General features: G+C 47.5%; 33 protein-coding genes and 1 tRNA gene. 10 read left to right on the top strand and 24 right to left on the bottom strand.

What is annotated here, in order from left to right; genetic code table 11:
* Positions 1-37: 37 nt before the first annotated feature.
* Both traM and ACFQZS_RS03265 read left to right on the top strand, forming a co-directional pair.
* Complete coding sequence (gene traM / locus ACFQZS_RS03270; RefSeq protein WP_377097257.1) at positions 38-1,009, top strand: conjugative transposon protein TraM; 972 nt, start codon at positions 38-40, stop codon at positions 1,007-1,009.
* Positions 1,009-2,166, top strand: coding sequence for a hypothetical protein (locus ACFQZS_RS03265; RefSeq protein WP_377097255.1), 1,158 nt, complete (start codon positions 1,009-1,011; stop codon positions 2,164-2,166). The genes traM and ACFQZS_RS03265 overlap by 1 nt, the downstream gene beginning before the upstream one ends.
* 30 nt (positions 2,167-2,196) lie before the next feature.
* Here ACFQZS_RS03265 and ACFQZS_RS03260 read toward each other — a convergent pair whose 3' ends face one another.
* From ACFQZS_RS03260 to ACFQZS_RS03250, 3 genes are read right to left on the bottom strand one after another with little or no spacing between them, the layout of a single operon-like run.
* The gene (locus ACFQZS_RS03260) at positions 2,197-2,520 is read right to left on the bottom strand and encodes a hypothetical protein (RefSeq protein ID WP_377097253.1); all 324 of its coding nucleotides are present in this window, start codon (positions 2,518-2,520) and stop codon (positions 2,197-2,199) included.
* A gap of 10 nt (positions 2,521-2,530) precedes the next feature.
* Positions 2,531-2,809, bottom strand: coding sequence for a hypothetical protein (locus ACFQZS_RS03255; protein ID WP_377097251.1), 279 nt, complete (start codon positions 2,807-2,809; stop codon positions 2,531-2,533).
* Between the two features lie 5 nt (positions 2,810-2,814).
* Complete coding sequence (locus tag ACFQZS_RS03250; RefSeq protein WP_377097249.1) at positions 2,815-2,943, bottom strand: hypothetical protein; 129 nt, start codon at positions 2,941-2,943, stop codon at positions 2,815-2,817.
* A gap of 93 nt (positions 2,944-3,036) precedes the next feature.
* On the opposite strand from ACFQZS_RS03250, the gene ACFQZS_RS03245 reads away from it, so the two are divergent.
* Together ACFQZS_RS03245 and ACFQZS_RS03240 are read left to right on the top strand one after the other, a co-directional pair.
* Positions 3,037-3,258, top strand: a complete 222-nt coding sequence (locus ACFQZS_RS03245; RefSeq protein ID WP_377097247.1) for a hypothetical protein — start codon at positions 3,037-3,039, stop codon at positions 3,256-3,258.
* Positions 3,224-3,754 (top strand): DUF1810 domain-containing protein, encoded by a 531-nt coding sequence (locus ACFQZS_RS03240; RefSeq protein WP_377097245.1) that lies wholly within the window; start codon positions 3,224-3,226, stop codon positions 3,752-3,754. Before ACFQZS_RS03245 ends, ACFQZS_RS03240 begins: the two co-directional genes overlap by 35 nt.
* A gap of 390 nt (positions 3,755-4,144) precedes the next feature.
* Here the strand turns inward: ACFQZS_RS03240 and ACFQZS_RS03235 are convergent, their stop codons facing one another.
* The gene (locus ACFQZS_RS03235; protein WP_377097243.1) at positions 4,145-4,588 is read right to left on the bottom strand and encodes an Hsp20/alpha crystallin family protein; all 444 of its coding nucleotides are present in this window, start codon (positions 4,586-4,588) and stop codon (positions 4,145-4,147) included.
* A gap of 773 nt (positions 4,589-5,361) precedes the next feature.
* On the opposite strand from ACFQZS_RS03235, the gene ACFQZS_RS03230 reads away from it, so the two are divergent.
* On the top strand, positions 5,362-5,556 hold the full coding sequence (locus ACFQZS_RS03230; protein ID WP_377097241.1) for a hypothetical protein: 195 nt from the start codon (positions 5,362-5,364) through the stop codon (positions 5,554-5,556).
* A gap of 2 nt (positions 5,557-5,558) precedes the next feature.
* Positions 5,559-5,789: a KTSC domain-containing protein gene (locus ACFQZS_RS03225; RefSeq protein WP_377097240.1), complete on the top strand. Its 231-nt coding sequence runs from the start codon at positions 5,559-5,561 to the stop codon at positions 5,787-5,789.
* Here ACFQZS_RS03225 and ACFQZS_RS03220 read toward each other — a convergent pair.
* From ACFQZS_RS03220 to ACFQZS_RS03200, 5 genes are all read right to left on the bottom strand, one after another.
* A complete protein-coding gene (locus ACFQZS_RS03220; protein ID WP_377097238.1) occupies positions 5,786-6,127 on the bottom strand; it encodes a response regulator in 342 nt (113 codons plus the stop codon). The genes ACFQZS_RS03225 and ACFQZS_RS03220 overlap by 4 nt on opposite strands.
* 40 nt (positions 6,128-6,167) lie before the next feature.
* A complete protein-coding gene (locus ACFQZS_RS03215; protein WP_377097236.1) occupies positions 6,168-6,755 on the bottom strand; it encodes an alpha-ketoglutarate-dependent dioxygenase AlkB family protein in 588 nt (195 codons plus the stop codon).
* The gene (locus tag ACFQZS_RS03210) at positions 6,755-7,360 is read right to left on the bottom strand and encodes an SOS response-associated peptidase family protein (RefSeq protein ID WP_377097234.1); all 606 of its coding nucleotides are present in this window, start codon (positions 7,358-7,360) and stop codon (positions 6,755-6,757) included. The genes ACFQZS_RS03215 and ACFQZS_RS03210 overlap by 1 nt, the downstream gene beginning before the upstream one ends.
* Before the next feature lie 118 nt (positions 7,361-7,478).
* A complete protein-coding gene (locus ACFQZS_RS03205) occupies positions 7,479-8,273 on the bottom strand; it encodes an SDR family NAD(P)-dependent oxidoreductase (RefSeq protein WP_377097232.1) in 795 nt (264 codons plus the stop codon).
* Positions 8,274-8,289: 16 nt separating this feature from the next.
* Complete coding sequence (locus tag ACFQZS_RS03200; protein ID WP_377097230.1) at positions 8,290-9,453, bottom strand: zinc-dependent alcohol dehydrogenase; 1,164 nt, start codon at positions 9,451-9,453, stop codon at positions 8,290-8,292.
* A gap of 172 nt (positions 9,454-9,625) precedes the next feature.
* Between ACFQZS_RS03200 and ACFQZS_RS03195 the strand changes: the two genes are divergently transcribed.
* Together ACFQZS_RS03195 and ACFQZS_RS03190 are read left to right on the top strand one after the other, a co-directional pair.
* Positions 9,626-11,146 carry an FAD-dependent oxidoreductase gene (locus tag ACFQZS_RS03195; protein ID WP_377097228.1) on the top strand — a complete coding sequence of 507 codons (1,521 nt, stop codon included), beginning with the start codon at positions 9,626-9,628 and terminating at the stop codon, positions 11,144-11,146.
* A gap of 3 nt (positions 11,147-11,149) precedes the next feature.
* Entirely contained in the window at positions 11,150-12,118 is a 969-nt protein-coding gene (locus tag ACFQZS_RS03190) for an SDR family oxidoreductase (protein ID WP_377097227.1), read from the top strand.
* Between the two features lie 67 nt (positions 12,119-12,185).
* Here ACFQZS_RS03190 and ACFQZS_RS03185 read toward each other — a convergent pair whose 3' ends face one another.
* Positions 12,186-13,439: a Y-family DNA polymerase gene (locus ACFQZS_RS03185; protein ID WP_377097225.1), complete on the bottom strand. Its 1,254-nt coding sequence runs from the start codon at positions 13,437-13,439 to the stop codon at positions 12,186-12,188.
* Positions 13,423-13,956 carry a LexA family protein gene (locus ACFQZS_RS03180; RefSeq protein WP_377097223.1) on the bottom strand — a complete coding sequence of 178 codons (534 nt, stop codon included), beginning with the start codon at positions 13,954-13,956 and terminating at the stop codon, positions 13,423-13,425. Before ACFQZS_RS03180 ends, ACFQZS_RS03185 begins: the two co-directional genes overlap by 17 nt.
* On the opposite strand from ACFQZS_RS03180, the gene ACFQZS_RS03175 reads away from it, so the two are divergent.
* Both ACFQZS_RS03175 and ACFQZS_RS03170 read left to right on the top strand, forming a co-directional pair.
* The gene (locus ACFQZS_RS03175; RefSeq protein WP_377097221.1) at positions 13,955-14,296 is read left to right on the top strand and encodes a hypothetical protein; all 342 of its coding nucleotides are present in this window, start codon (positions 13,955-13,957) and stop codon (positions 14,294-14,296) included. The genes ACFQZS_RS03180 and ACFQZS_RS03175 overlap by 2 nt on opposite strands.
* A 24-nt stretch (positions 14,297-14,320) precedes the next feature.
* Entirely contained in the window at positions 14,321-14,515 is a 195-nt protein-coding gene (locus ACFQZS_RS03170; RefSeq protein WP_377097219.1) for a hypothetical protein, read from the top strand.
* Between the two features lie 150 nt (positions 14,516-14,665).
* Here ACFQZS_RS03170 and ACFQZS_RS03165 read toward each other — a convergent pair whose 3' ends face one another.
* The 13 genes from ACFQZS_RS03165 to ACFQZS_RS03105 all read right to left on the bottom strand — a co-directional run bounded on the left by ACFQZS_RS03165 (position 14,666) and on the right by ACFQZS_RS03105 (position 26,438).
* The gene (locus ACFQZS_RS03165) at positions 14,666-16,453 is read right to left on the bottom strand and encodes a DNA topoisomerase (protein ID WP_377097217.1); all 1,788 of its coding nucleotides are present in this window, start codon (positions 16,451-16,453) and stop codon (positions 14,666-14,668) included.
* Between the two features lie 54 nt (positions 16,454-16,507).
* Entirely contained in the window at positions 16,508-18,403 is a 1,896-nt protein-coding gene (gene mobC, locus ACFQZS_RS03160) for a conjugal transfer protein MobC (protein ID WP_377097215.1), read from the bottom strand.
* 2 nt (positions 18,404-18,405) lie between these two features.
* Positions 18,406-19,557, bottom strand: a complete 1,152-nt coding sequence (locus ACFQZS_RS03155; protein ID WP_377097213.1) for a relaxase/mobilization nuclease domain-containing protein — start codon at positions 19,555-19,557, stop codon at positions 18,406-18,408.
* Positions 19,524-19,934 (bottom strand): plasmid mobilization protein, encoded by a 411-nt coding sequence (locus tag ACFQZS_RS03150; RefSeq protein ID WP_377097211.1) that lies wholly within the window; start codon positions 19,932-19,934, stop codon positions 19,524-19,526. The genes ACFQZS_RS03155 and ACFQZS_RS03150 overlap by 34 nt, the downstream gene beginning before the upstream one ends.
* Positions 19,935-20,083: 149 nt before the next feature.
* A complete protein-coding gene (locus tag ACFQZS_RS03145; RefSeq protein WP_377097209.1) occupies positions 20,084-20,338 on the bottom strand; it encodes a hypothetical protein in 255 nt (84 codons plus the stop codon).
* Positions 20,339-20,406: 68 nt separating this feature from the next.
* The gene (locus ACFQZS_RS03140; RefSeq protein ID WP_377097207.1) at positions 20,407-21,012 is read right to left on the bottom strand and encodes an AAA family ATPase; all 606 of its coding nucleotides are present in this window, start codon (positions 21,010-21,012) and stop codon (positions 20,407-20,409) included.
* A gap of 10 nt (positions 21,013-21,022) precedes the next feature.
* The gene (locus ACFQZS_RS03135; RefSeq protein WP_377097205.1) at positions 21,023-21,280 is read right to left on the bottom strand and encodes a hypothetical protein; all 258 of its coding nucleotides are present in this window, start codon (positions 21,278-21,280) and stop codon (positions 21,023-21,025) included.
* Positions 21,281-21,405: 125 nt separating this feature from the next.
* A complete protein-coding gene (locus ACFQZS_RS03130; protein WP_377097203.1) occupies positions 21,406-21,924 on the bottom strand; it encodes an ORF6N domain-containing protein in 519 nt (172 codons plus the stop codon).
* Position 21,925: 1 nt separating this feature from the next.
* On the bottom strand, positions 21,926-22,228 hold the full coding sequence (locus ACFQZS_RS03125) for a hypothetical protein (RefSeq protein ID WP_377097201.1): 303 nt from the start codon (positions 22,226-22,228) through the stop codon (positions 21,926-21,928).
* Positions 22,229-22,233: 5 nt separating this feature from the next.
* Entirely contained in the window at positions 22,234-22,491 is a 258-nt protein-coding gene (locus ACFQZS_RS03120; RefSeq protein WP_377097200.1) for a helix-turn-helix domain-containing protein, read from the bottom strand.
* A gap of 83 nt (positions 22,492-22,574) precedes the next feature.
* Positions 22,575-23,897 (bottom strand): site-specific integrase, encoded by a 1,323-nt coding sequence (locus ACFQZS_RS03115; protein WP_377097198.1) that lies wholly within the window; start codon positions 23,895-23,897, stop codon positions 22,575-22,577.
* A gap of 252 nt (positions 23,898-24,149) precedes the next feature.
* Positions 24,150-24,236 (bottom strand) — tRNA-Ser (locus ACFQZS_RS03110).
* Positions 24,237-24,371: 135 nt separating this feature from the next.
* Positions 24,372-26,438, bottom strand: coding sequence for an HD family phosphohydrolase (locus tag ACFQZS_RS03105; RefSeq protein WP_377097196.1), 2,067 nt, complete (start codon positions 26,436-26,438; stop codon positions 24,372-24,374).
* Positions 26,439-26,559 lie beyond the last annotated feature (121 nt).

Genomic DNA, 26,559 nt, shown 5'->3' with positions numbered 1-26,559 from the left:
AATTCATCGGTCGTCATTCACTTAAAACAGAAAAGCCATGAACAAACAACGCAAATTCCTCCTGGTATTACCCCTTCTGGTGATCCCCTTCCTCACCCTCGCCTTCTGGGCGCTCGGCGGCGGCTCCGGAACAAAAACCCAGAAGACCGCTATCCGCGGCATCGACCTTACCCTGCCCGAAGCGCAGTTCAAAAAAGGCCAGCGCAACGACAAACTTGCGGTCTATCAGGCCGCCTCGCACGATTCTGCCCAAACCGGCATCAGTCAAAGCTTCCTGGCCACCGTTTCCGAACGGCCCGAAGCCGACCAAAGCGCCCAACGGATTCAGGAAAAACTCGCGCAGCTGAACCAGCAGCTGGCTGAACCGATGCCCGGACCCGATTATGTCACGGAACAAAAGATCCGAAAGCTGAACCAGATGACAGGTTCCGTAAAAACAAATAAACGGGAAGACCCCGAGATCGCGCAGCTCAGCCAGATGCTCACGCAGTTGCAGGCCATTCAAAATCCCGGCTCGGTCAAAACGCCCGAAAAACCTGTTGATAACCGGCCCTTCAAAGCCATTCCGGCGATCATCGATGGCAAACAAAAGGTAGCTGACGGGAGCGCCGTCAAACTCAAACTGACGGATACGGTCACCATCAAAAACCAGCTGTTACCTAAAGGACAGCAACTATTTGGCGTTTGTTCGGTCACCAACCAGCGACTGCTCCTGAGCATTCAAAACATCAGGCTGGATAAACAGATCATCCCGGTCAACCTGACCGTCTTCAGCCTGGACGGTATGCCCGGCATTCCCGCCCCCGAAGCCGAACTCGGCGGCGCAGCGGCCAACGGCAGCAGCGACGCGCTGCAATCCATGCAGTTCCTGACGATGGATCAAAGCCTTGGCGCACAGGCCGCCGCCGGCGGTATCAATGCCGCTAAGGGTCTGTTCAGTAAAAAGATCAAGAAGATCAAAGTCAAACTGGAGGACAAATATCCTGTCCTGCTGAAGATCAATAAGTAATGGAAACCGCCATCAACTTTTATGAGCTCAAAACACAACTGGCCGGTCTGGGATTTAAAGAACCCGGCATCGTCGACCAGTTACGTGAAGCCATGCAGACGGAATATGACTATGCCTCCCTTTATACAGACCGGGATAATGCCCGCATCCAGATCAACCTGGACAAAGATTATCTGGGCGAGCTGCAGTTGCACAGCTACGACGTCGTGCTGGCCAAAGGCAGCCAGCTTGTTGACCAGGTCTTCGCACCTGATGTGCCTGTCCACGAAGCGCATATTTTACTCACCAACCGGCTCAGGCGCGAGGACGTCAGCGCCGCTGTCTCCGGTGAACCCATGAACCGTCAGCAGGTCCGTGTGAGTATCGGCCTTGCACCCAATGAGAATAATAATCAATTAACATTCGATATCATGAACACTGAAAATTTAAGTTACCTGCAAAAACAGCTGCTGAACCTGGGGTTTGGCGAGCAAATGAACGAAGCCCTGGAAAAACAGATCAAGGCCAAAACGCCCGAGTTTACTCTCGCCGCCACCAACGAGTACAACAAACAAAGCGTCGACTACACGCTGCATTTCAAGAAGGGCGACCAGAACGAGATGTACTTCTTTAACAAGTACGATGCCTCCCTGCGGGACAAAGACATGCAGCAGACCTTTTACATCAACAAGGGCAGCGGCATCACCGCCAAAGAAGCCTATAACCTGATGGACGGACGGGCAGTTCACAAAGAGCTGGAGAACAAGGAACGCGAAAAATACAAGGCCTGGATCACGCTCGATAAAGACAACAAGACCGAGAACGGCAATCACAAACTCAATACGTTTTCCGAGGGCTGGAACTACAAACCCGAACGCGCCATTGACAAAATGGACATTGTCGGTATCGGCGAAGAAGGCGCCCGCGATAAGCTGATGAAATCACTTGAAAAAGGCAACCGCCACCAGGTCGAAGCGGTACGTGAAGGTAAAACGGTCAAACTTTTCTTAGAGGCCAATCCGGCCGAGCACCGGGTGAACATCACGAATTATAAGGGCGAGCCGCAGCAACTGGAGCATTATAAAAAGCCGGAGGTGAAACAGGAGCAGAAAAAGGCCGAAACGCAAACCCAGGAGGAGTCAAAAAAAAAGTCCAGGGGTAAGAAAATGAGCGTCTGAAAATCAGTCCCCGGCCGTGTCGGGGACTTTTTAAGTAAACAGCTCCTGGCTTTCCGTATAATAAGTAGACCTGCCGCCAATTTTATCTTGAATGATCTTTTCGCCATTGTCCGTATTTTTCAGATGCGGATTATGCACTTCCAGAAAATCTCTTAACTCTCCTTTCAGTTCGTCGCCGTTGGCCTTACTGTCTTTTCTATCGCTTTCTCCAGCCTCGGCCATGATCTTATCAAAGGCCAGCACCAGTTCCCGCGAACGCCCCTGGAACAAACTATCCAGGTCGACCCGCTGGCAATAATGCCGGTAATCTTTCCGGGGCAATTCACGTTCGCATTTCGGACAGCTCCAGCTCATTTGTTTATCACTAAATCAATAAAGTTTGAATTACCGGCCAGATATGCTCCGCCACCTTTCTATAACCTGCTGCATTCGGGTGCACCCCGTCGCGCAGGTTCAGGTGACCTTGTCCGGCCACGCCGTCCAGGTAGAAAGGTACATACGCCAGCGCCGGGTCGGCCGCTGCCAGCCGGTCATACAAGTCGTGAAAACCTGCTCCCCGTCCAAATAATAGTTCCTGCGGCAAAGACATGCCCATCAGTGCTATTTTAACTTCCGGCCAGCGATTCCTGACCTCCGTTATCATCGCCTTTAAATTAGCTGAGCGAGTCCGTCCGCGTCGATTCGCTGCTGGATCAGCGCGGGCACCGATTCCACTTCCGGGCGTGCCAGGCCATACCCTGCCGTCAGGCTGTCACCGAAAAAAAGCATCGATTTCATAACGATGCTAACAAATCATTCCAGTTTTAGTTGGCTTAATTTAAAACCATCACTGATTTGACTTGTAGAATAAGTAGTAAACAAGATAAATACATGAGTTCCGCATTTGTAAAAGAAAGTGATTATGAGCAATTGAAAGACGTAGCGCCTAACATGGCCTCACTGCTGATCTACCTGAAACGGGAAAACGGTGGCCCGGTTCATGAACTGCACACCCACTTCAGCGAAAACTACCAGACAGAAGTTCATGAAATGAGTGACGGCCTTGGTTACCTGCTGAATGACACGCAGCAATGGCAGGTCGTTCTGGATTAACACAAGTTATAAAATAAGTCCGGACTTATCATTAGAATACAGAACCGCAGGGGGTCACCTTAATTTAAAAATTATGCTGATGAGCAATTTAAAAAGATTTCTAGATGCCCAGCGCACAGATTATGACGTAGCATTAAATGAGATTAAAAGCGGGCGCAAACGCAGCCACTGGATGTGGTACATCTTCCCCCAGATCGCGGGTCTGGGTTTAACAGAAATGTCAAAGCGCTACGCCATCCGAGATATCGGTGAAGCAACCGACTTTTTGTTGGATAAAACTTTAGGCATCCGGCTGATCAACATTTGCCAGGCACTATTGGCATTGCAAACCAACGATGCCTTAGAAGTCTTTGATAATCCTGATCATCTGAAACTTAGATCAAGCATGACTTTATTTGATGTTATTTCTGGAAGCTCTCCGGTCTTTGCCTGGGTGCTGGATAAGTTTTATAACGGTGAGCGAGATTCGCGCACACTTGAGCTGTTAAAGTCTTGAAGTTCAGCAAAAAGAAACAAAAAAAGGAACCATTATTGTTCGCTATCACCAAGTGCGTTCGCCCGAAATATTTCACGGGTGATCACCTGGCAATGGCCGCAAAGGGTCATTGAGTTTACAGCCGACGGTTTTAATGGTTTGGGGAAGTTCATCTACCGTTTCCACCAAATAAAGGTGTAGCACGGCATGGTCCGTAGTATCTGCCACGTCCCTCAACTCTTCACATATCGTTTCGACCAAAAGCCGGTCTTGTCCCAGAAAATATTGTCCGCAAATCTCGAAACAGGATGGCGCGAAAACTGATCAGAATATCAAAATTTCTGATCATGATTCAATAAATCAAAAAAGGCCCCAGTCAGAGGGGCCCATTTGTAAAATATAAGAAAATGCTTATTTGATCTCGATCTGGCGGCGCACCGCTTTGGCTTCTTCGCGTTTAGCGATATCAATCTTTAGTACGCCGTCGGTGTAAGCGGCCTCGATCTGCTCGGCATTGGCGCTTTCCGGCAGCGTAAACGAGCGCACCCAGGAAGTATAGCTATACTCGCGCTTGCTGTAATTCTTCCCGTTATCGTCCTGCTCATTGCGCTGCTGCACCGAAATGTTCAGAACGTTGTGTGCCAGGTTAAGCTTGAAATATTCTTTCTTCAAGCCGGGCGCAGCCAGCTCCACATGGAAATGGTCTTCGCTTTCGCTAATATTGACCGCCGGCACACGTGCCACCATACGGTCATTAAAAAAGGTGTCGTTGAAAATGGATTCAAATACGTCATTAAAGCCTGGCATTAATGAACCGTTGTTACGTTTTTCGGGATTAAATTTAACCAATGTCATAGGTCTGTCCTCCTTAATAAATTAATGAATGAAACTTACTAGTTAATTAAACTAAGTACCTTATTTCAACTTATGTGCCAACAGCGAAAACCGCCTTTTTTAGCTGAAAATTTTACAGAAAAAGTGAAAAAATTTCAGCTAAAATGTCAACTTTTCACGAAAACTTTATAACTGTTTCGGAACAACAATTCATTGCTGACCTCCGCTTTATTGTTTGCCAGTTTTCATGCCATTGTTTGTCCGGTGTTTGCCGCTGCACTCTTTCGGCTCGCCGATGATATTCAAGGACTGTTGTATCCGGAAGGAACGAGTAGGATTTAAATGTGGTACTTAACTACCCCAGACTTATAATTGGAAATACAGCCGACTGTTAACGCGTCAACGAACTTAAAATCTGATAGGGTGCCATCGTCATTCACTTTAACCGCCAGCTGTAAGGCGCTTCACACCCGTTTAACCGGTCAGCTGTATTCGGCAGACAACGCGATTTACCAGGCAGCCAGGAACTTTTAAAAGTCGTTTGCAGCATCTTGTCAAGCCTGCATAAACCTCAACTGCCGACTCCGGCTGGCCGGTTTCTATCTGTAGCATTCCCGCAGGCGAAAGTTGTACAATACATTGCCGCTGTTAAATTCCACAATTATTGAGGGTTAATTACGAAAACGACCTACGCACTAGGACCTGGTTTCGAACGTAATTATTACAACATCCACCGCTTTCTCCCCATAAAAAAAGGCACGGCAATTGCAGGAACTATTTAAAAAGGAGGAACTATGCCCTGGTATAACGGCGACTACCCGCCATCTTACAAAAATCAACCCAACTACCTGCGCGATAAAGCCGTAGAGATCGCCAATGAGGTCTTAAAAACTACGCACAACGAAGGTGAAGCCATCGCCACCGGCCTGAAACTGGCGCGGATCCATTTTGAACATCATCCGGAAGAGATCCCGGAAAATGAAAAGTGATCATGCCTTCCGCAGTTATTAAAAGCTATAACTACCTGGCAGAACGGCAGATTCTGGAGATCACTTACCATTCGGGCAAGATCTATCATTACCTTCAGGTGCCTGAAAACGTGTTCAAAGAAATGCGGTCGACGATGGTCAAAGGCATCTGGTTCAACCGGCACATTAAAGGGAAATATCCTTTTGAGGAAGTTACGCCCGGCCTGAATCAAACGCAGCTGTTTGGAAATTAACTTAAATTGGATTTTATTTTTTCGAGTAGTTCCGTAATTTCAAAAGGTTTGGCGATAAAATCGTCTGCCAGGCAGCTTTCGGCGGTTCGTGCCAGGTTCGGGGTCGCAGAAATAAGCAACACCGGGATGTCGCTTGTTTTCGGCGTGGTTTTCAGGTGATAGCAAATGTCATGACCCGTCTTTCCTTCCAGCCAGTTATCCACTAGTAGCAGGTCGGGCGGATCCTTTTCAATCTCATACAGGTCAGTGACATCCCTTCCTGTCATGACCTCATAGCCAGCCTCCTGTAAAACATGGCGGAGCAGCTCTAATATTTCCGCTTCATCATCAATGATCATTATCCTGTGTTGGGCCATGGCCGAATTTAATAATCTTCTTTTAAATGACTAAACGAAATGTCAGATTGACCCGGGCTTTCATGGTACGAGCCGATTTAGCCACGCGGTGCTCCCAGTATTCCTGCAAGCCTGCCTTCATCAACAATAGCGAACCGTGCTCCAGTTTAACCGAATAATGTTCTTGGTGATTGTTTTTATTGCGGATATCAAAGTTGCGCACCTGACCGAAGCTCACCGAAGCGATCGTGGGCTGGCTGCCCATGATGCTTTCCTTATCACTGTGCCAGGCAACTGAGTCATTGCCATCGCGATAATAATTTATTAGCACGCTATTAAATTTTATGCCGGCCAGCGGTTCTACCATTTCACGAATCTGCTGTAATTCCGGTGTCCAGGGCAAGGCACCCGCGATCCGCTCCGTTTCCCCATACCAGCAAGTCAACCGCGGCGTCAGGTATTCCTTATCCCATAACTTCTGCTTAGTCTGCTTCCAAGGTATATCTTCAATAAAAAACCTTAATAATTTGTCAGCGTTCTCAGGTTTTATAAAGTTGGGTATGTAATCCAGCAACTGCGCTGGCAATCCTTTACTCCGTCCCGCTTCCGGGAATAGCGCCAACTGTTCCATCAGTTATGATCCTTGTGCACACTGATCTTCAAATATTCCGGCAAACAGGGTTTGCTCCGCAAGGCGTTTACCCTTTCCGGCCCCGACAAACTTCCATTGATCCAGGTCTTCACGTCCCCGCGTTCCAATATCGCCGGCATCCGATCATGAATCTCCGCCATCGCCCGGTTCGGCGGTAAAGTGATCATCACAAAAGTCGGCAGTAATACATTTGTCTTCACATCCAGCCAGACATCCCATAGTCCCGCGATATAAAAAGGCTGCCCATCGGCCCGCTCGATCTTATAAGTAATATTCTGTGTTTTATTATACTCAAAAAATGCCTGTATCCTGACCACGCAATGCCTCCGTCCCACTTCCTGCCGCCACAAGGGCACCGTAAAAAGCGACTCTATCCGCGCATGCTTGTTTTTACTATGGATCTTATCATCGTCACCCGTCAGCAGCCCCCACCTGAATTCCTGCACCTTCGAAGGCATCGCATCGGTCACCACCGGCAGCATACTTCCGGGATTTCCCCCGGCAGTTTTCGCGGTATACGAACTGCCGTCCCGCTTAATAATCTTAATATCTTTCTGTTCGCCTATCTCAACGTGTCCGCACATAATCTTTGTAAACGAACAAAAATACTAATTATTTTAGTAATAAATTAATCTTTGAATAGTCCCGAAAATATCAACCCGGCAACCGTAGTTGCCAGGTTGGTTTGCGTTATCTTGGTCTTTAATGATTTTCCTGTTGCACCGGTTTTTGCTGTTCATTCATCTGATGCGCCAACGCGGCATCAGGCATTAAATTTGAGGCTGTGACCTGCACTTTATTTTTAAAGCCGGATGTAACGCGGTCTTCTCCTGCCATCAAGGCATCATAACCGTCTTTGGCTACATCCGCAGGGTTAGCCATCGCGTCTTTGTCCTGGATGGCTTTGCTTTCATTCATTCCCGCTTTGTTAAAGAAATCCGTGTCAGTAACGCCGGGCAGCAGCGCGGTAAAAGTTATGCCGCTATCTGCCATTTCTTCGCGGATAGCTGAAGTGAACGATAGCACAAACGCTTTGGTAGCATGATATACAGCTTGCCAAGGGCCTGGTACCTTACCGGCTATCGAACCAACATTTAATACCTTACCGTCCCCTAGTGATAGCATTTGCTGTACAAAATGCTTGGTAAGTATGACCAACCCGCAAATGTTCAAGTGAATGATCTCCAGTTCGCGCTCGATATCATTGTCCTTAAATAAGCCGTATACGCCCTGCCCCGCATCATTCACTAATACATCAACATGTTGTGTTACTTCCTGGCAAAGCGAGCGCGCTTCCTCCATTTTTGAAAGGTCCTTAGCAATTGTGGTAACCTCTACGCCCAACGTGCGTAACTCATCAGCGGTACTATCCAGGTCACTTTGCGTACGGGCTACCAGTATCAGGTTATAGCCATCATTAGCAAATAACTTAGCTAACTCTTTGCCTATACCGCTGGTTCCACCAGTTATAAGCGCTGTTTTTCTTTGATTTTCCATAGGTCTATTTTTTAAATTATTCTCCTGGTTTCAGCACTACTTTCACGCAGTCTTCTTTTTTCTCATCAAATATCTTGTAGCCGTGAGCAACCTGGCTTAGCGGTAAAGTGTGGGTGATGATGTCGTCAAGCACTACTTTCTCTTCTTTCACCAGTCCTATTAAATGATCTATATAATTAAGCACCGGTGCCTGCCCCATTTTTAGGGTGATGCCTTTATCGAATATTCTATGCAGCGGGAAATTATCATAAGGCGAACCATACACGCCCATAATAGAAACTGTACCCATACGGCGAACGGCTTTAAAGCAAAGGTCAAGTACTTTCATGCTGCCTACTTCAAAATTAACGGCCGCCTTTACCTTGTCAACAAAATTGCGCTCCGGTTCAAAACCCACCGCGTCTACACAAACGTCGGCACCACGGCCACCCGTCATTTCGCGGATGGCTTCAACCACATCCACCTCATCCGGGTTAAGCGTATCTACTTTGTTAACCTCCTTAGCTTTTTCAAGGCGATAGTTTAACGGGTCAATTGCAATAACCCGGCTTGCTCCGTTAATCCAGGCCGCTTTTTGCGCCATTAAACCAACCGGACCCGAGCCAAATATGGCAACCACCTCACCGCCTTTCATTTGCGCCCAATCAATCGCCGACCACCCGGTAGGAAAAATATCGGTTAAAAACAGCACCTGTTCGTCGCTCATATTATCAGGTACTACACGCGGACTGATATCCGCATAAGGTACCCTAACATACTCGGCCTGCCCGCCGGAGTAACCGCCATACAAATCTGTATAACCAAACAAGGCAGCACCTTTTCCATCTAACATATCGCCTTCAGGGCCGTAATGTTTGTAGTTGGAGTTTTCGCAAGCAGGCGAGGCGCCATGGTTACAAAAAAAGCACTGTCCGCATGAAATTGGGAAAGGCACTACCACACGGTCTCCTTTTTTAAGGTTTTTTACTTCGGCTCCTACTTCTTCAACAATGCCCATAAACTCGTGGCCCATTATCATGGGTTTGGGCTGCGGCACGCCGCCGCTTAAAATGTGCAGGTCAGAGCCGCAAATGGCGGTTGATGTAACTCTCAGAATCACATCAGTAGCCTGCTCCAGTCGCGGGTCGGGCATAGTGTCGTAGCGGATATCGCCAGGTTTGTGAAATACGGCTGCTTTCATAAATAGTGGATTTTGATAATTTTTGATTAAATAAATTTCTTTATAATACTTTTTCAACAACTGCAGGTTATATCTGTTTCAATAAAAAAGATTAAAAACTTTTAATGGGATCGGTTAAAAGGAAAATCCGGGCACGGAATTTATAGCGTTTTAGAATCTGCTTATGAAAAACATGAATACAACAAATAACATTCCACGCGACGGCGCAAATGTGAGCGCATGGCAAAATAATGTAGCGCCGCTAACGGCAGACATTGAAAATACACACGCCCTGACATATGATTGCCTTATAGTTGGCGGCGGTATAACCGGGTTAACGGCTGCGCTTTTATTACAAAATGCCGGTAAGAAAACTATACTGGCAGATGCTAACCGTATAGGTTTTGGTACTACCGGGGGGACAAGTGCCCACATTAACACATTTGCCGACACCACTTATACCGAAGCTGAAAGCGCTTTTGGCGAAGAAGGTGCCCAGCTTTTTGCAGATGCCGTACGCGAAGGCTTTGACTTGATACAAAGCAATGTGAATAATTACAAAATAGCTTGCGACTATGAGATAAAACCCGGATTTCTTTATGCTGAAACCGATGATGAAGTAGAGCAGCTAAGGGATATATACGATGGTGCCCTGAAAGTGAAAGTTGCGGTGCATTACAGTAAAGATGTACCCACACCCGTGCCCTATAAAAAGGCGCTTGTTTTTGATGAGCAGGCACAGTTTGACCCAATTAAATACCTTTATGCCTTATGTAAGGAATATGTAAATGCGGGTGGAGTTATTAAAGAAAACATGCTTATACAAGGTTTAGAAACAAAGGATGGCGTACACACTGCGGGCAACATCCGCGCAAAAAATGTGATCTATGCCACACACATGCCGCCCAACATCAACGTATTTAACTTTGAATGCGCGCCTTACCGCAGTTATGTTATTGCAGTAAAACTAAAAGGCGATAAATATCCCGACGCATTGATTTATGATAGCCAGGAGCCGTATCATTACCTACGTACGCACTTTATTAACGGCCAGTATTTGTTATTGGTAGGTGGCAACGACCATAAAACCGGGCATGACGACCCAGAGAAAGCCTTTGCCGAACTTGAGAAATATATCCGAAAATACTACCGCGTATCGTCTGTTAAGTACAAATGGTCAAGTCAGTATTATATTCCGGTAGATGGTTTGCCTTACATTGGAAAACAGCCTTTAGCGGCTGATGGCATTTATTGCGCTACCGGTTATAACGGTAATGGTATGATGCTGGGTAGTGTAGCCGCAAAAATTTTAAGTGATTTAGTGCAGGGCAAGAATAATAGATATGCTGACCTTTTTAACCCGGCAAGGGTAAAACCAATTGACGGCTTTACAGAATTTGTTAAAGAAAACGCTGATGTGGCTTATCATTTTGTGGCCGACAGGTTTAATTTTAAAGAGACCGACTCATTAAAACGCCTGCAACCCGGCACCGGCAAACTGGTTGAGGTTGATGGTGAAAAGATAGCTGCTTATCGCGATGATGAGGGTAATATTCATGCGCTTAGTCCGGTATGCACACATGCTGCCTGCATAGTAAACTGGAATGGCGAAGAAAAAACCTGGGATTGCCCTTGCCACGGCGCACGTTATGACATTGATGGCAATGTTTTAACCGGGCCGGCCACACGTAACCTTTCAAAAATTGAACAATAGCTTATGGAACTGCTGAATAAAGTAATAGTGATAACGGGTGCATCAAGCGGCGCGGGCCGTGCGGCTGCTTTGGAGTTTGCGCAACGCGGTACCAAACTGGTTATTGGGGCCCGTAATGAAAGTGCGTTGAATGATGTAAAAGAAGAATGCGAAGGCTTAGGTGCAGAAGTTTTGGTAGTGCCTACAGATACAAGTAACGCAACAGACATGACAGCATTGGCTAACGCAGCCAATGATACCTTTGGCGGTATTGATGTTTGGATAAACAACGCGGGCGTGTTAGCTGCAGGAGATTTTGATAAAACACCTATGGCTGTGCATGAGCAGGTTGTTAAAACCAATTTGCTGGGATACATGAATGGAGCCCATGCTGTACTGCCTTTTTTTAAAGCCCAGCAATATGGCGTGCTTATTAACAATATTTCAATAGGTGGTTTTTTGCCTGTGCCTTACGGGGCTGGTTATACCGCTGCTAAATTTGGCCTTCGCGGATTTTCAGAAGCGCTGAAAGGTGAGTTAACCCAATGGCCGGATGTTATAGTATGTGATCTTTTTCCGGCTTTTTTAGATACACCAGGGATTGAGCACGCGGGCAACTACACGGGCAAGGCGTTAAAACCCGCACCGCCGGTTTATGACCCGGTGCGTGTTGCACAGGCTATGGTTGAGGTGGCCCGCCACCCGAAATCGAATACTTATGTGGGCAGCGTTTCTTTATTGCTGAAATTCGGGCACGCCCTATTTCCGGAGCTTATGACAAAAATAACAGGCTTGGTAATGCGCCGCTATCTGAAAAACGCAGACCCGATAGCCTTAACTGATGGGAATGTTTTCAACACCGTCGATTATGGCATGAGCAGTCATGGCAGGTTTGGATGGCCCGGCAAACCGAAAGTGCATCGTAAATATTTGCTAAGCGCCGCGTTAATTGGGTTGACAGCAGGTTATATTATCAGTAAGCAAAGAAATTAAAACACTGCCGATACTCTCGGACCCAATGCTGTGAAAACCAAGCAGAATTTTATGAATCCTCTCGGAATCAACGCGCGACAAGGATATCTTTCCAGTTGGTCGTGTACTGCTTGCTCAGGTAATCCTGCTTCATCGCCCACTTGCGCTCAAAACTATCTGAACCCAGGCGTAGCGTTCCACGCCCGTAACGGTCATTAAGCGTGTCCATCAGTTCGGCCAGTTGCTGCTCTCTCCCATGTTCATAGCTGGTAAACAGGTGAAACTGCACCTCACCTTCAGGAATGATGCCGGTTGCCCGCACCCCGCATTTCAGGTAATTATACCCCGGCTGATAAATGGCTCGCATGGCCTGCACGGCTACCCGTGTCAACTGGTGCGTACTGTTCGCCGCAAAAGGTACCTTGACCGTAATGCTCGGGTAATGCTGGTCATGCTTGACATTGTGTTTGTTCGTACGCAAATAGATGGTGAGCGTCAGCGCCATACTTTGCTGCTGGCGCAGCTTCAGGGCAACCGTTGCTGCATGCATCGAGACCGCTTCCTCGATAGGTTCGAGTTCGGTTTGATAGCTATTGAAACTCTGGCTGCTTTCAATGCCTTTGGAGCGTTCGGCGATATCTTTAACGACATTGCAGGGCCTGCCCCATAATTCCTGGTGCAAACGCCAGCCCTGAACGGTCATGTGCTGCCGTACAAAATCAGCTTTCAGTTCCCGGAAGTCCTGCGCGGTCTTCACGCCAAAATCTATCAATTTATGATAGTACTGCAGGCCGATGCCCCAGACATCTTCAATGGGAAAGTCTTTTACCGTTGCATCGATCTTGTCACCTGTGTCCAGCACCAGGTAATCTTTCTTCTGTTTTTTAGCCGCTTTATTGGCCAGTTTGGCCAGCGCCATGGTTGGCCCCACGCCCACCGTGATCGGCAGACCCGTATGCCGCATCACATTTTCACTGATCGCCGCCGTGTGTTTTTCCAGGTCGACGCCCGGCAGGTTCCCCAGCGCCAGAAAAGCCTCGTCAATGCTATACACCATCAATGTATAAGTATACCTTGCCAGGTTATTCATCAGCCGCGCGCTCATATCTGCATACAGCGCATAATTACTGCTGAAAATAACCGCGTTGTTCTCTTTCAGGTTCTGCCTCACCATAAACTCCGCATCCGCCATCTTAATGCCGATCGCCTTCGCTTCGTTACTGCGCGCGATCACACAACCGTCATTATTTGACAGCACCACGACCACGCGGTTCTCCAGCGTCGGGTTAAACAGCCGTTCACAACTGACATAACAGTTATTGATATCAACATGCGCAAACACGGCTGTACCTCCCCATACGGTGTTGTGGCTGTAAAAGCGGGTTTAGAGAAAGCATGACCACGCCCCAGCATTGCCAGTTCAGGGAATTCTCGATCTCCACCGTATCGGACGGCGTATCCGCTTTGAGCTGCAGTTTTGCGCCGCCCGGCGCATACTCCCGCACATAAAACTCCCCTTCATGAAAAAAAACCACGATACTGCCCGGCACAGGCTGGAGGGTACGGTCGATCACCAGCACATGATCCTGCAGAATATGATAACCGCTCATAGCGCCGCTCCCCATGCGCATATAAAACGTATTGTCGGGGTCCATCACAATGATCTCGGCAATATCCAGCTCCGGTTCCTCATGCGTCAGCATCGGCAAACGAAAACCCAGTACATCTCTTTTTTGCCGGTGTTTCTTCAGTCGCAGCATTCTTCTTTCCTTCTTTTTAACAGGCTTCAAAAATATCAAGCCCGATTTGTATTTGCTAATATTTTTAGCATAAATTTGTAAACACAACAGAAATAACATGAGATACCAGGTATTGACGGCAGGAAAACGAACAGAGATTCATGATCTGGAGGAAAAGGTACGGATCACGATTTTTGAAAAGGATCAGCAGAACTCAGCGGCAGGAACGGCTTACGGCCTGGCCACGCAATACCGTGTAAAAGGCGGTTTTGTACCGGAAAAAGTTTTTGTTTTTCAAACCGAGGTCCTCGTAGAGGTCGCACTGGTCAAGCATGCCATGGATTTCTTTTTTACGACCTTGCTGGAAACGGAACTGTATGTCAAAGAGGTGCCGCGTGACTCGGCGCTTTTTCCACAGGAGTCGGCTAAATTATTCGGAAAACCTAATTTAGTGGCATGAACGAGCCTTTTGTGTTACCGGTCAATGAACATACTTTTAAAGCCCGATTCGAGCGCTGGGGTTACCCATCGCTTTGTGGTCTTGATCGATGAGGAAAGCTTTACGTTTGAACCCGATGAAGAAGGAAGCTACCGCTCGCTGGGAAATGCGGAGGCTACTGATGTGCACCTTTTACGGGCCATTGTTGAAAAACTGGTGACTTTGCCCAACCAGAAATGAGCGGCTAGCTATTGGTAACCGACAATCTCGAAAGTACTAATATGGTTGTGTTTCTGACGGGCAGAGCCGGAACGTAAAGAGACCTTTTTTTGCAATACCTGCGGCAGATTCAGGACCGAAAAAAGAGCAGGGCAGTTGTTTTAAAGGCAGCTAAGCTTTCATGGCTTTGCCAGATTGCAATAGTTCCTGAGTGATCAACCTGGTATAGGCTTTGATCTCTTCCTGGAACTCATTTACCGAAGCGCCACCGCGAATTTCCTCCAGCCTTTTTTCCCAATTGCCTGTTAGTTCGGGTTGAGCTATGCGTTGATGCTTAACAATGTTGTAAACTGCCAGGCCGGTCTCGGTGGGTACAAGGTTTTTCCTCTCACGCAAAATATATTTACGGATGATGAGCGTTTCGATGATTGCCGCGCGGGTAGCTGGTGTGCCTAACCCGCTTTCTTTCATGGCTTCCCGTAGTTCCCCGTCCTCAATTTCCTTACCCGCTGTTTCCAGGGCTTTTAATAAACTGGCTTCGTTATAAAGCGGTTTTGGCTTGGTTTGTTTCTCCAGCACCGCTTTATTCAGTATAGGCAGGTTCTCTCCCTGCACAACTTTAGGCAGCATTGCATTTTCGCCATCCTGTTTTTCTTCCTCCTTTTCATTGAATACTGCACGCCAGCCCGGTGTTTGGATAACGGTGCCACTCGCCATAAACTTAGATCCGGATAATACCGTAATCTTAGTGGTCTCTTTAATACAATCCTGATTAAATGCCTCCAGCATACGGCCCGCAACCATATCATAAATAGCTTGCAGATCGGGCGTGAGCTGATACGGCGCTATTCCGGTAGTAAGCAGAGCATGGTGATCCGTTACCTTTTTAGCATTTACGCTGCGTTTGTTCAGTTTAGCTTCGCTCAAAAGCGTGGCCTGCTTACCGAATGCTGAATGATCAATAAGTTTGCTAATCAGGCCGGGTACTTCAGCGAATACATCATCACCAATGTAGCGGCTGCCAGTGCGGGGGTAAGTAATTAGTTTGCCCTCATATAAATTCTGTAGCAAGCCCAAGGTCTGGTCTGCTGTAAACCCTTTGCGCTTGTTGGCTTCTTGCTGTAAACTGCTCAGGTCATGCAATAGTGGCGGCGGCTCTTTACGCGGTTTGGCTTCAACGGACAGGATGTTTCCGGTAGCCTCCACCCGATCCAGGATCGCCTGCGCCTCATCTTTGGTTTTATAGTTTTTTTCAGAAATAGCCCGGAAACGCTGCCCATCCTTATCTGGCTGAATGGCTACCTGGTAATACAGATCGGGTACGAAATTTCTGTTTTCCAGATAGCGTGCACAGATCATCGCCAGTGTTGGGGTCTGTACCCTGCCGAGCGATAAAACGCCTTTGTTGCCCGATGCCAGACTCAGGGCCTGGGTAGCGTTCATCCCCACCAGCCAATCCGATTGTGAACGGCAGTGCGCGGAATTAAACAACGTATCGTAATCAGTACCCGGCTTTAAATTCCTGAAACCCTCTTTGATGGCTTCGTCTGTCTGGGATGAAATCCACAGCCTTTTAAAAGGCTTTTTGCATTTCAGGAAATAATAAATATAGCGAAAAATAAGCTCACCTTCCCGCCCGGCATCCGTAGCTACGATGATCTCAGTGGCCTCGTCAAATAATTTGCTGATGATGTCTAATTGTTTTCTGGCACCAGGATCATCTTTGCCATCCTTTTTCCGCAGGCATAACTTGAATTTAGGCGGCAGCATGGGCAGATTTTGCACGCTCCAGCCATAATAACCATATTCTTGTGGCGCGGCCAGTTGTAACAGATGTCCGAAAGCCCAGGTAAAGGTATACCCTTTGCCCTCCATGTACCCGTCATGTTTGGTTGTAGCGCCAAATACTTTGGCGATCTCACGCCCGACTGATGGTTTCTCGGCGATAATAACTTTCATAGGTTGTGGCGAAATTAGTAAACGTTAAAAGGTGGTACAATGGTTGTGGATAAATCAGTGATTGGCCAGCTCTTCAACCAGATAGCAGACATCTTCTTTGATGCCCCGATAGTTCGTCAGTATGTCGGTCTGGCGGACGGTTCTGGCCGGGGGTATGGACTGATAGCTTTTTTCTTCGTGTTCGATGGCTGCATGGTCATTCTGTATCTGACAGTGGAAAGTTTTCAGGTCGATCTTGTTAGTCGGATCATCAGCGACCATACCGACAAATTCACCGGAGGACAAACTTGCAATTTTTGAAGCGGGAATGGCATAGTCCAGTTGTGTCGAACGGCTGACCGAGGTATCATTGCTATTGATGGACACGCTCTGTTTTTGCTGGTTGATCTTGCCGAAGCGCTCCGACAATTGCTTGGCGGTATCGCCGGTCACCTGACCGCAAATAATATTACCGACGATGTTCATGATGACTTCGGCCTGCTCTCGTCCATAGTCTTTTTTTAATTGAGAATAGTCTTGCACCGCTAAGGTCACCGCTACTTTATTTGACCGCGCGGTAGCGATCAGGTTATCGATGCCATTGAAATAAATGGTCGGGAACTCATCAAAGATCAGGCTGCATTTCTGCTGGCGCTTGCGGTTGACGAGTTTGTTGATGCGGTTGACATAGAGCGAAAGCACCGCACCGTAAACCTGTGACTTCTGCGGGTTGTTGGCCAGGCAAACGACTTTCGGTTCCTTAGGATTGTTAATGTCCAGCGAAAAATCATTGCCGCTTAAGACGTAATAGAGCTGCGGCGAGGAGAGCCGCGCTAAACTGATCTTCGCGCTGGCGATCTGGCCTTCCAGCTGTTCGTAGGCTTCATTCTTCCAGGCGGAGATAAAGGGGTTGATCAGCACTTCGATCTCGGGTTCGCTGGTCAGCACGGCGAACAATTCCTTGTAGTCCACAAGGGAAAGTTCGATCACATGCGGCAAGGTGCAGTATCTGCCGCCATCATATTTTTTCAGGAACCAGATCAGCGCCGTTATAAAATTAATGGGCGACTCGACAAAGAAATCGCCCTGCTTTTTGATCCATTCCCGGTTCAGGCCGAGCATGATCGTCCGCGCCGCTTCCATCGCGTCGGTGATGTCCAGCATTGTTTCCGGCTCCAAGGGATTGCTGCGGTGCATGATGTGCTCGAAGTTGATGACGTAAAAACTCCGGCCGCCATGTTTGCGCAGCGCGTTATAAGCGATCTTGCTCAGGTCGTCGTATTTAAAATCATAAATGAGCATGGCGAAACCTTTGGCGATGTGCTGGGTGATGAGGTGCCGGATCACGAAATAGGACTTGCCCGCGCCGGGACTGCCGCCGACCAAAGTACCGCGAAAGGGGTTGATGATATTGATCCAGCTTTTGAAACGCTTGCCGCGGAACAGGTATTCAGCGGGCAGGTTGATAGAATATTCGTTCTCCAGGAGGCGTTGCTCCTGCGGAAAGGATTCGTTGTCTTTATTGAAAATATCACCGTCCAGGCGCAGTTTCAGCAGCCGGAACAGCAGGCCACCGCCGGTCATAAACAACAGGTAACCCAAAGTCGTAACCGACATATAGGTGATGTGCGCCGCTGCGAATAGGTTGCTTATAAAATATAAGGTGAGTGCTGCCACGAGGTACGTGGCGATCGTTTTCGGCCTGATCTTCTCGTCCTTCTTGCCTTTGCTGCCGATCAGGGAAATGATCAGCAGATTGAGCGCGCTGATTTTAGCAATCATTATCGTTCTGAACATCGGCAGCCGTGCTACGGGTTGCAGAATACGGTCAGTAATCGTATGGGTGAGTCCGAATTGCTGAAAGGTCGTATAACAACGCAGGTAAAAGTGAATGAACAGGACGGCGATGCTGAGCAGTCGCGTGAAGTCGATGATCTTTCTGAGGGCTTGTTCGTTTTCTCCGGTTGGCATAACTATAGATTTTGGCGTTTACGTTTTTTCTTTTTGATCTTGTTAAGGCCAGTGAGGTCCTGTTGTTCGGGCTGGAATAAAATGTCTATCAGGCTGTCACTGTTGGTTTCCGGGTATACCATAGGCGGCTGGCTTGGTTGCGTAGTTTTGCTGTAGGCTTTGCCCAGATCGCTGCCGTTGAAAACGGCTTTGTGTTGGTGGTCGATAAAAGTGACGCCATAGATGCGGCCATCAGCGTTTTGCCGGAAGAGCACTTCGACATGCTGTTTTTGCAGCGCTAACTGGAATTCTTTCGCGGTGGCTTGTTTAAGTGCCTGGTCAATGACCTGAATGAGGCCGGGCTTCAAGGGTTTACGCAAGGCTTCATTCAGGCGGAAACGTTCTTTCAGGTTTTTAAGCGTAGGCTGCCCATAAATACTGCTGGCCTTGATCGGCACACCCCGTTTATCGCCCTGCTCACCGGTCAGCCAGTAAAGCAGGCCGCCTTTGGCGTTCATGCGCGAATCCCTGGCGCCTGTGTCTGCCAGCACATGGTAGCCCTGAAGTACGGCATTGAATTCGGGAATGCTGGTGAACTTGTACTCGCGGATGACCTGGTTGATCACGTTAGTGAGCTGCCGCTTGGTCTCGGCCTGGCCATAGTCAATTTTAACAGCTTTCAATTTGTCGGTTTTTTGCCGGGGCTGTTCCTGGGCTTTGGCGAGGCTGTATTTCAGCTCTATGGCTTTACGCGCTTTCTCCGACTGGTTCTGCCCCAGGTAATGCAGGCTGATCCGCTCTCCGCTGGCTTTGATGTTCGTGCTGACAATATGGATATGCGGGTGGCCGACGTCCGTATGACGATAGACCAGGTAAGGCTGGTCTCCGAATCCGATGCCTTGCATATAATCGTCGCTGATCTGCTGCAAGCGTTCGGTCGGCAGTTTTTCACCGCTGGGGAAGTTGAGCGAGATGTGCACCGTATTCGTTTTGCTGCGTTCGTTCCGCGCGGCCAGGTCGCTCAGCCGGTGCAGCTTGTCATAAAAATTCATATTGGCCGGATCTTTTAAAAAGCCGGGTGCATGGATCAGTGTGGCTTTTCCCTGTTTCACTTTGTTCTCGTTATAGTTCAGCGCGCCTTTCAGGCTTTTTCCGCTTTTGATCTTCGCGACCATATTTCTGAATATTGATTGAGCTGCTGCCGGATCTGGTTAATTGCTGGTTCCACCCGGCTGCTGATCGTGGAGAGCAGGTTACGCCAGAGTTCCGCTCCTGCCTGACCATGCGCCGCGTTGATACTGCGAATGGCCTGATTCAGATTATTGCCGACCGCGTTCAACTCCCTCTTGAGCAGGATGAGTTCTTCCAGGATGTCATCCATGGCTTTGTCGCGATAGGTAACGGTGACGCTTTTTTCGAGCAGCACGTTGCGGGTGTACTCGCTCAGCTTACGAAACATCGTCTTCTTAAAGCGGCTTTCGAGCAGTTCATATTCCTGTGGTTTGAAGCGGGTAATGACCCTTCGACTGCGGTTCTCTTCTTGTTTTTCCATGATCTTTAGCTTTCAAAAAACACGACTTTGGAGTGCTTTTCGCCTTGCGGTTTCGTCCCCGGGAGCCGGGGCAAGATGCGTTTGTCAGACAAACGTACATCTTGCTGACTGCTGCGAAGCGGGCGGTCTGAGCTCTCCCTGAGGTGTTTTCAGGTGGATTTGCTGTTGGTTTTTAAATAATGTTGAAGCGCTTCGATGAGCACATCTTTGATGGTGCGCTCCTGTTCCAGGGCGAAGCGTTTGACTTGCTTGATCAGCGATTTGGGCAGCCAGTTATTGAACTGTACTTCCTTTTCTTTCGGTGCCTTCGCTCTGACCGGCTGTACCTGCTGTATGGGCGTTTGGGGCCGTTCCTGTTTGAGCTTGCCGGCAAGTGCACCGAGTTTGTTTTTATAATCTTCCATGGATTTAGCATTATAGGTTGCTAGGGGCTTAGCTTGATAGCATACTATTTAGCTATGTAGCTATAAATTTACCTTACTATCAGCGCGACGATCTCTTCGGCCAGCGCCATGATTTCTGCTTGGGCTTTAGGGTCTCCGCCATTCAGGATACCGCCGGTGATGGATGAGCGGGCGATGCTAACCCGGTCATGGATGACGCTCCCGAGCAGGGGTGTTCCCATTTCTGTGAGCAGGGCGGTAATGTCTTTGTTGATCCCCCAGCGGTGCTTGATCATGTTCAGGACGATAGCGGCCTGGAGCTGCGGCCTTTGCAGCTGTGCTTCCCGGATCAGGGCCAGCGTCGAGCGGATCGCCATGACGTCGAAGAAACCTGCTTTGGTGGGCACGAGGATGAGATCGGAGTGCAGGAACAGTTCGGACAGGCGGTTGGACAGGTACGGCGGCGTATCGATGATGAGGAGGTCATGGGTCATTTGCCGGATGTCACGGAGCTTGTCCAGGCTGACGATGGTCAGGCCCGGAAATTCGTTTTTGAGATGATACAGGCTGCCCTGCAGGTCGGTGTCGGCTAAGGCGACGGATAACTGGTCCCGGAAACACAGGGCGAGGTTGATGGCGAGGGTGCTTTTGCCGACGCCGCCTTTTTGATGGGCGATGGTGATGATCTTTGGCATGATTAAAATTTTATCGGGTTAATTTTTTGATCCAGGCGCTGGCCAGTACTTTCCAGTTCCTGTACGGCTTTCCTTGCGGTCCGCACCAGTTCGTTCCCGTGAAAGCTTTGAGGAAACGCTGGGCTTCCCGGGGAAATCCGGCCTGTTCGAAATAGATGTGTACCAGGGCCGGTTCGGGCGGTATTTCATGGCCAAAACCTTGCTGGGTAATCGGCTTCGCTTTTATCGGCGTTGGCTTAGAAGTGCGTCTGGCTTTGCGTTTGATCATGCCACAAAATTGTGTTGATTGATAACCACTACTTCAACACTGCCACCAAAGGGCGGTGATATAATGATAGGTTGATAGCATTATGTGGCATTAGCTTGCTAGCTGCCTGGCACAAAAAAGGAAGATCAGCTTTGGAGTTTGAACCCGATGGGTTCGCGAGGTTCGTTCTTTTGCTGGATCAGTTGCTTCAGGGTTTGAAAGATCAGTTGAATGTCGTCATCGTGCTGAACCATCAATTTCTCGAGTTGCTCAAATTTGAGCAGCAGGTCTTTTTGCGAGATCAGCATTTCCCGGAACTTGACGAATACTTCAATGATCTTGATGCTCATGGCAATGGCCTGCTGGCTTTTGATCACGTTGGCGAGCATCAGGATGCCGTGCTCGCTAAAGACATAAGGTAGTGTCCCGCCCAGCGCCTGCCGGGAAGGTATCACATTTTGTGATACCATGGCGCCGGCCTCTTGCTCCGTCAACTGAAACATAAAATGTTCGGGAAAACGCTCCATGTTTCGTTTGACCTGCTGACGCAGGCGGATAGGAATGGTGCCGTACATTTCGGCGAGGTCTTTATCGAGCATGACTTTGATGCCGCGGATGAGATAGATCTTTTCGGCGATCCGGTGGTCGTGGGTGATCGTGTTCATGTTAAGCTGTTTTGCGGGCGATATCGCTGAGATAGATCAGACTGCCCCGGTAATAGTCGTAAGACGGAATGTATTTTATCGCCCCCATGGTGATCAGGTCCTTTATGCACTTATGATAGGTTGCGATGGAATGTATATGCGCGATCGTCATGAGCTCTTTCCGGTAAATGGGGAAAGGTTCACAAAAACCATGTTGTTTCCAACTCCAGAACAGGGCGAGGTACAAACTGATGTGAGTGGGTAATACGTCGGCATTCTTTCCGGCGAGGATCATGAAGCCTGCCAGTGCATTCAGCTGTTTCATAATTCTTATTTGCCGGTAAGCATTTTGTTAATATCATCCTGGTTGTAGTACATGATACCGCCTACGCGGGTAAATTTAATGATACCATGTATACGCAGGCTGGTCAGTGTATTCGGTGATATGTTCAGTAGTTTGCGTACCTGCGCACTCCGTAACCATTTCCGGGGTTGTTCGGCGGTATTGCCGAGCATTTTCCGGATGGTTTCCAGGAGCCTGGTTTCGAACTCTGCTAAATCTTCTTTGGTGATGATTTCTGCTGCCATAGGTTTCTAAGTTAAATATGAGTTTGAACCGCCGCATTACCTGAATGCGGGGTTCAAATTTGATCAGGTCAGCGCAGCTTCTTTCAACCCTTGTGGACGGAGTGGGTGTTTTTTAAGCGGTTTTGCGTCGGTTCAAATTCAACAGGCCCGGCATCTTCGCTCAGAATGGGAGAATTTGCGAAGAAATCGCTGTCCTGTAATTTCCTGTTCAGTTCGGCCATGTCTTCGTTGACTTTGATAGCGAGTACTTTGGCGTAATGCTGAGTTTGCCGCAGGCTTTTGTGACCCATCATTTTGCTGATAGTTTCCATCGGCACGTTGTTGGCCAGGGTGATGGTTGTGGCGAAAGTATTCCGAGCGATCTTGGAGCAGAGTTCAATTTCAATATCACAGCGTTCGGCTATTTCTTTCAGATAACTATTGTATTTCTGATTGCTTAAAACCGGCAGCAGCATATCGGTAATGATACAATGCTCGTCGTACGCGTATTTTTGCAGGATGCCTTTGGCGATCGGCAGCAGCGGAATAACAGCCGCTGTTCCGGTTTTTTGACGGTTCTTGCTGATACGCAATTCACCGTTGGCCGCTATGCTGACCTCGGAGCGTTTAAGCTGTTTCATGTCAATAAAGGACAGGCCGGTGAAGCAAGAGAAGATGAACAAATCCCTTACCCGGCTGAGGCGGGAAGTCCTGAGCTCTTTATTGGCAATGCGTTGCACTTCTTCTTTGGTCAGATAGATGGTGTTTACTTCATCACGGTTCATGTCGAACTTGGCGAAGGGGTCGCCCAGCAGCCAGCCATTATCCACGCAATCCAGCACGATCTTTTTCATGTTGGCGATATTCTTTAAGGCGGAGTTGCGGTTGAGCTTTTTCTCCATCCTTAACCAGTGATAGAATTTCTTGATGAACTCCAGGTCCAGCGACAGGATGTTGATGTCATCAGCTTTGTATTCAGCTTTCAGGAAATTGGCAACATGCTTATAAGCCGTTTCAAAATTTATATGTGTGCCTTTGGCTACTCCGTTGCCGATCATTCCTTCCAGTTGTTGGTTGTGCTTTCTGAAAAGCGTTAAGAGCATCCATTGGCGCTGGTCTTCCCCGGATATGATATTTTTGATCGCCTGGGCGGTCACGACTTTGCCGCGGTCAATGAGATGGGTACGGGCATCATACGCCTGATTTTGCAAGAGATCAAGATAGGCGTTAAGTTTTTTAACTTCTTCTTTGTTACCAATGGCACGATTGGCCTTAGAACTCCACTTCTCTGGTTCACAAAAACGTTTGGTGGACACTTCTTTTTGAACGCCGTCAACAGTAATTCGCAGGTAGATTAATACAGACCCTCCTGTGTATTCTTTCGGTTTTTTCAGGTAAAACAGTAAACCTAATGTTTTTTCAAGCATGATCACTCACGATTTTATATGAATAAATATCGAAATGAGTGCCTCAAAAGTCAAGATGTTCATTTACTGAACACGTTGTCATTCAGTGCTTTACGACACTTCCAGTGAGTAAATTTTCGCATTGTCATTTTACTCACTGAATAACTCATTAAAGTTATGCGTTTTGCCGTTTTTTTTGGTTTCGCGTTAAAACAAAAAAACCTGTAAATCAACGATTTACAGGTTTTTGCGTAGTTTTGAGCTGCTAATTTGCGGTGAGGGAGGGATTCGAACCCTCGGTACAGTTTCCCGTACGTCAGTTTAGCAAACTGATCCTTTCGGCCTCTCAGGCACCTCACCGTATTAAATAACACCCCCTTTTTCAGGGACTGCAAATATAGTAATTAGCATAAGTCGGCAAAAAAAAATTTCAGGTATTAATTTATTACGCTGTTTATAAGGCAATAAAAATATCTGCAGGCCTTAAACTTGCTGTTAATAGTTAATGCGCACGTGGTAAATACTCATCAGCATGCGCTTAAAAATGGTTTTAATGGTCTCCAGGTCCTTTAACGTAATATCGCTGTCATTAAGCTGGCCCTGATCCAGCTTATACTTAACTATGCGGTCTACCAAATTGTTGATAGACGGTTCATCAGGTTGTTTTAAAGAGCGTGATGCAGCTTCTATCGAGTCGGCCAGCATTAATACGCCGGTTTCCTTAGAGAAAGGTATCGGGCCCGGATATCTGAAGGTATTCTCGTCAACTATCTTCTCCGGAAAATTCTTCAAAAACGACTGATAAAAATAATCAACCCGGGTGTTGCCATGGTGCGTACGTATAAAATCAATAACAATATCGGGTATTCCGCCCTTCTGCGCCATTTCTATACCGCGGCTTACGTGCCTTATTATAACCTGGGCGCTCTCCTCATAAGGCAGCTTATCGTGCGGGTTAAATACCGAGTTTTGGTTTTCAATAAAAAACAGCGGGTTATCCATCTTACCAATGTCATGATACAAAGCTCCTGCCCTAACAAGCAAGGCATTGCCACCAATAGCATAAATAGCATTTTCGGCCAGGTTGGCCACCTGTAATGAATGCTGAAAGGTACCCGGTGCCGTAAAAGCCATCTCGCGCAGCAAAGGCGCGTTGGTATTGGTCAGCTCAATAAGGGTAATATCAGAAGTGATAGAGAATATCCGCTCAAACAAATAAATAAGCGGATAAGCCAAGAGCGTTAATAGCACGCTTACAATAAATGGCACAAAGCCTACCCAGTCCAGATCAACCAATGTGCCCTCTTTTATAAGCGAAATACCCAAAAAGGCCATAAAGTAGGTGATCATAATGATCAGGGCAGAAATAAGGAACTGCTCGCGGCGCGCCAGGTATTTAATACTATAAATAGATACCATACCCGCGGTTATCTCAAAATAGGCAAACTCAAAGCTGTTAGGAACAAAAAAGCCGGCCATAAGCACCACCAGCATGTGGATATTAAGCGCCAGGCGGGTATCAAACAAAATGCGGATAATGATAGGTACTATACAATAAGGGATATAGTACATGTTGGGCAGCTCAAACTTGATAGCCATTGACAAGGTGAAAAGCATAGCCGTTATAACCAGCAATATCACCCCCACCAAACGGTTATCATCATAAATATCCCTTCTAAACAGGTAAAGGAACACCATTAACAATACTATGGCTATTGCCACCAATACAAACTGCCCTGCCAATACCAGTTTAGGGCTGCCTTTTATGCGGGCGTTATCTTCAAATGCTTTTTTGTATGATTGCAGTTTCTGATAAACATCATCATTAACTACCGAGCCTTTAGTAACAATTACCTCGCCTTTTTGCACCATGCCATTGCTTAACGAAAGATCTGACAGCGCATCATTCTCTATGTTTAAGGTAAGCCGGTCATCATAAACTATGTTATTTTGAATACGTGTTTGCAGCAGGTCTAATAGAAAAGCCTTATCCAGATCGGGCTGCAGGCTCAGTTCAGTACCACAAAACTGCAAAGCGGTTTCGCGGGTAAACAGTTCGGCGGTGTTTTTTTCTGTGCCGATATTTTTGTCGAGCACATTAATATTGTATCCCTGCCCGTTATGCACATACTTGCTGATCAAGGTTAAAACGCCCTTGTTATAAACCGTATTGAGTAGCCCAACGCCGGTTGCAATATATTTAGCCTTTTTATCGTCGCTAATGTTTGCACCGTGCCATTTTATATCCAGATCAGCCTTAAAACCGGCTATTTGCTGCTGTGCAATGTCGGCGTTTAGCTGATAAACCGGCTTAACGTTGGTTAGCGCAACCATTTTATCAACCTCCAACTCCTTCGGAGTTTTTAGTACGGCAAAGTTATACGGCGATACCAGGTCTTTCTGATTCCAGATACGGCCCTTCTCAATTTCATAGCTAAACTTAACCTGCTTTGGTAAGGTAAATACTATTACTATAGTACATACTAAAACCATTAAATACTTAATGTTACGGGCGTATTTACGCAAAGCGGCTTTTTGGCGCGAAGTGGAGAATTTAGCCATTTAATTTTTTGAGCATCCAAAAATAACTAATTTTTAACCACATGTAGGTTTTTCTTGTGCATAGCCTCCCCCAAGATCATCAGCTAAACAAAATATTTTTAAATAGCTGTAACTTTTTTCT

The sequence above is a fragment of the Mucilaginibacter calamicampi genome, assembly GCF_042676765.1.
GTDB lineage: Bacteria > Bacteroidota > Bacteroidia > Sphingobacteriales > Sphingobacteriaceae > Mucilaginibacter > Mucilaginibacter calamicampi.
Note: the sequence above shows the minus strand (reverse complement) of the source record. Positions and strands in the feature narration are given on the sequence as shown.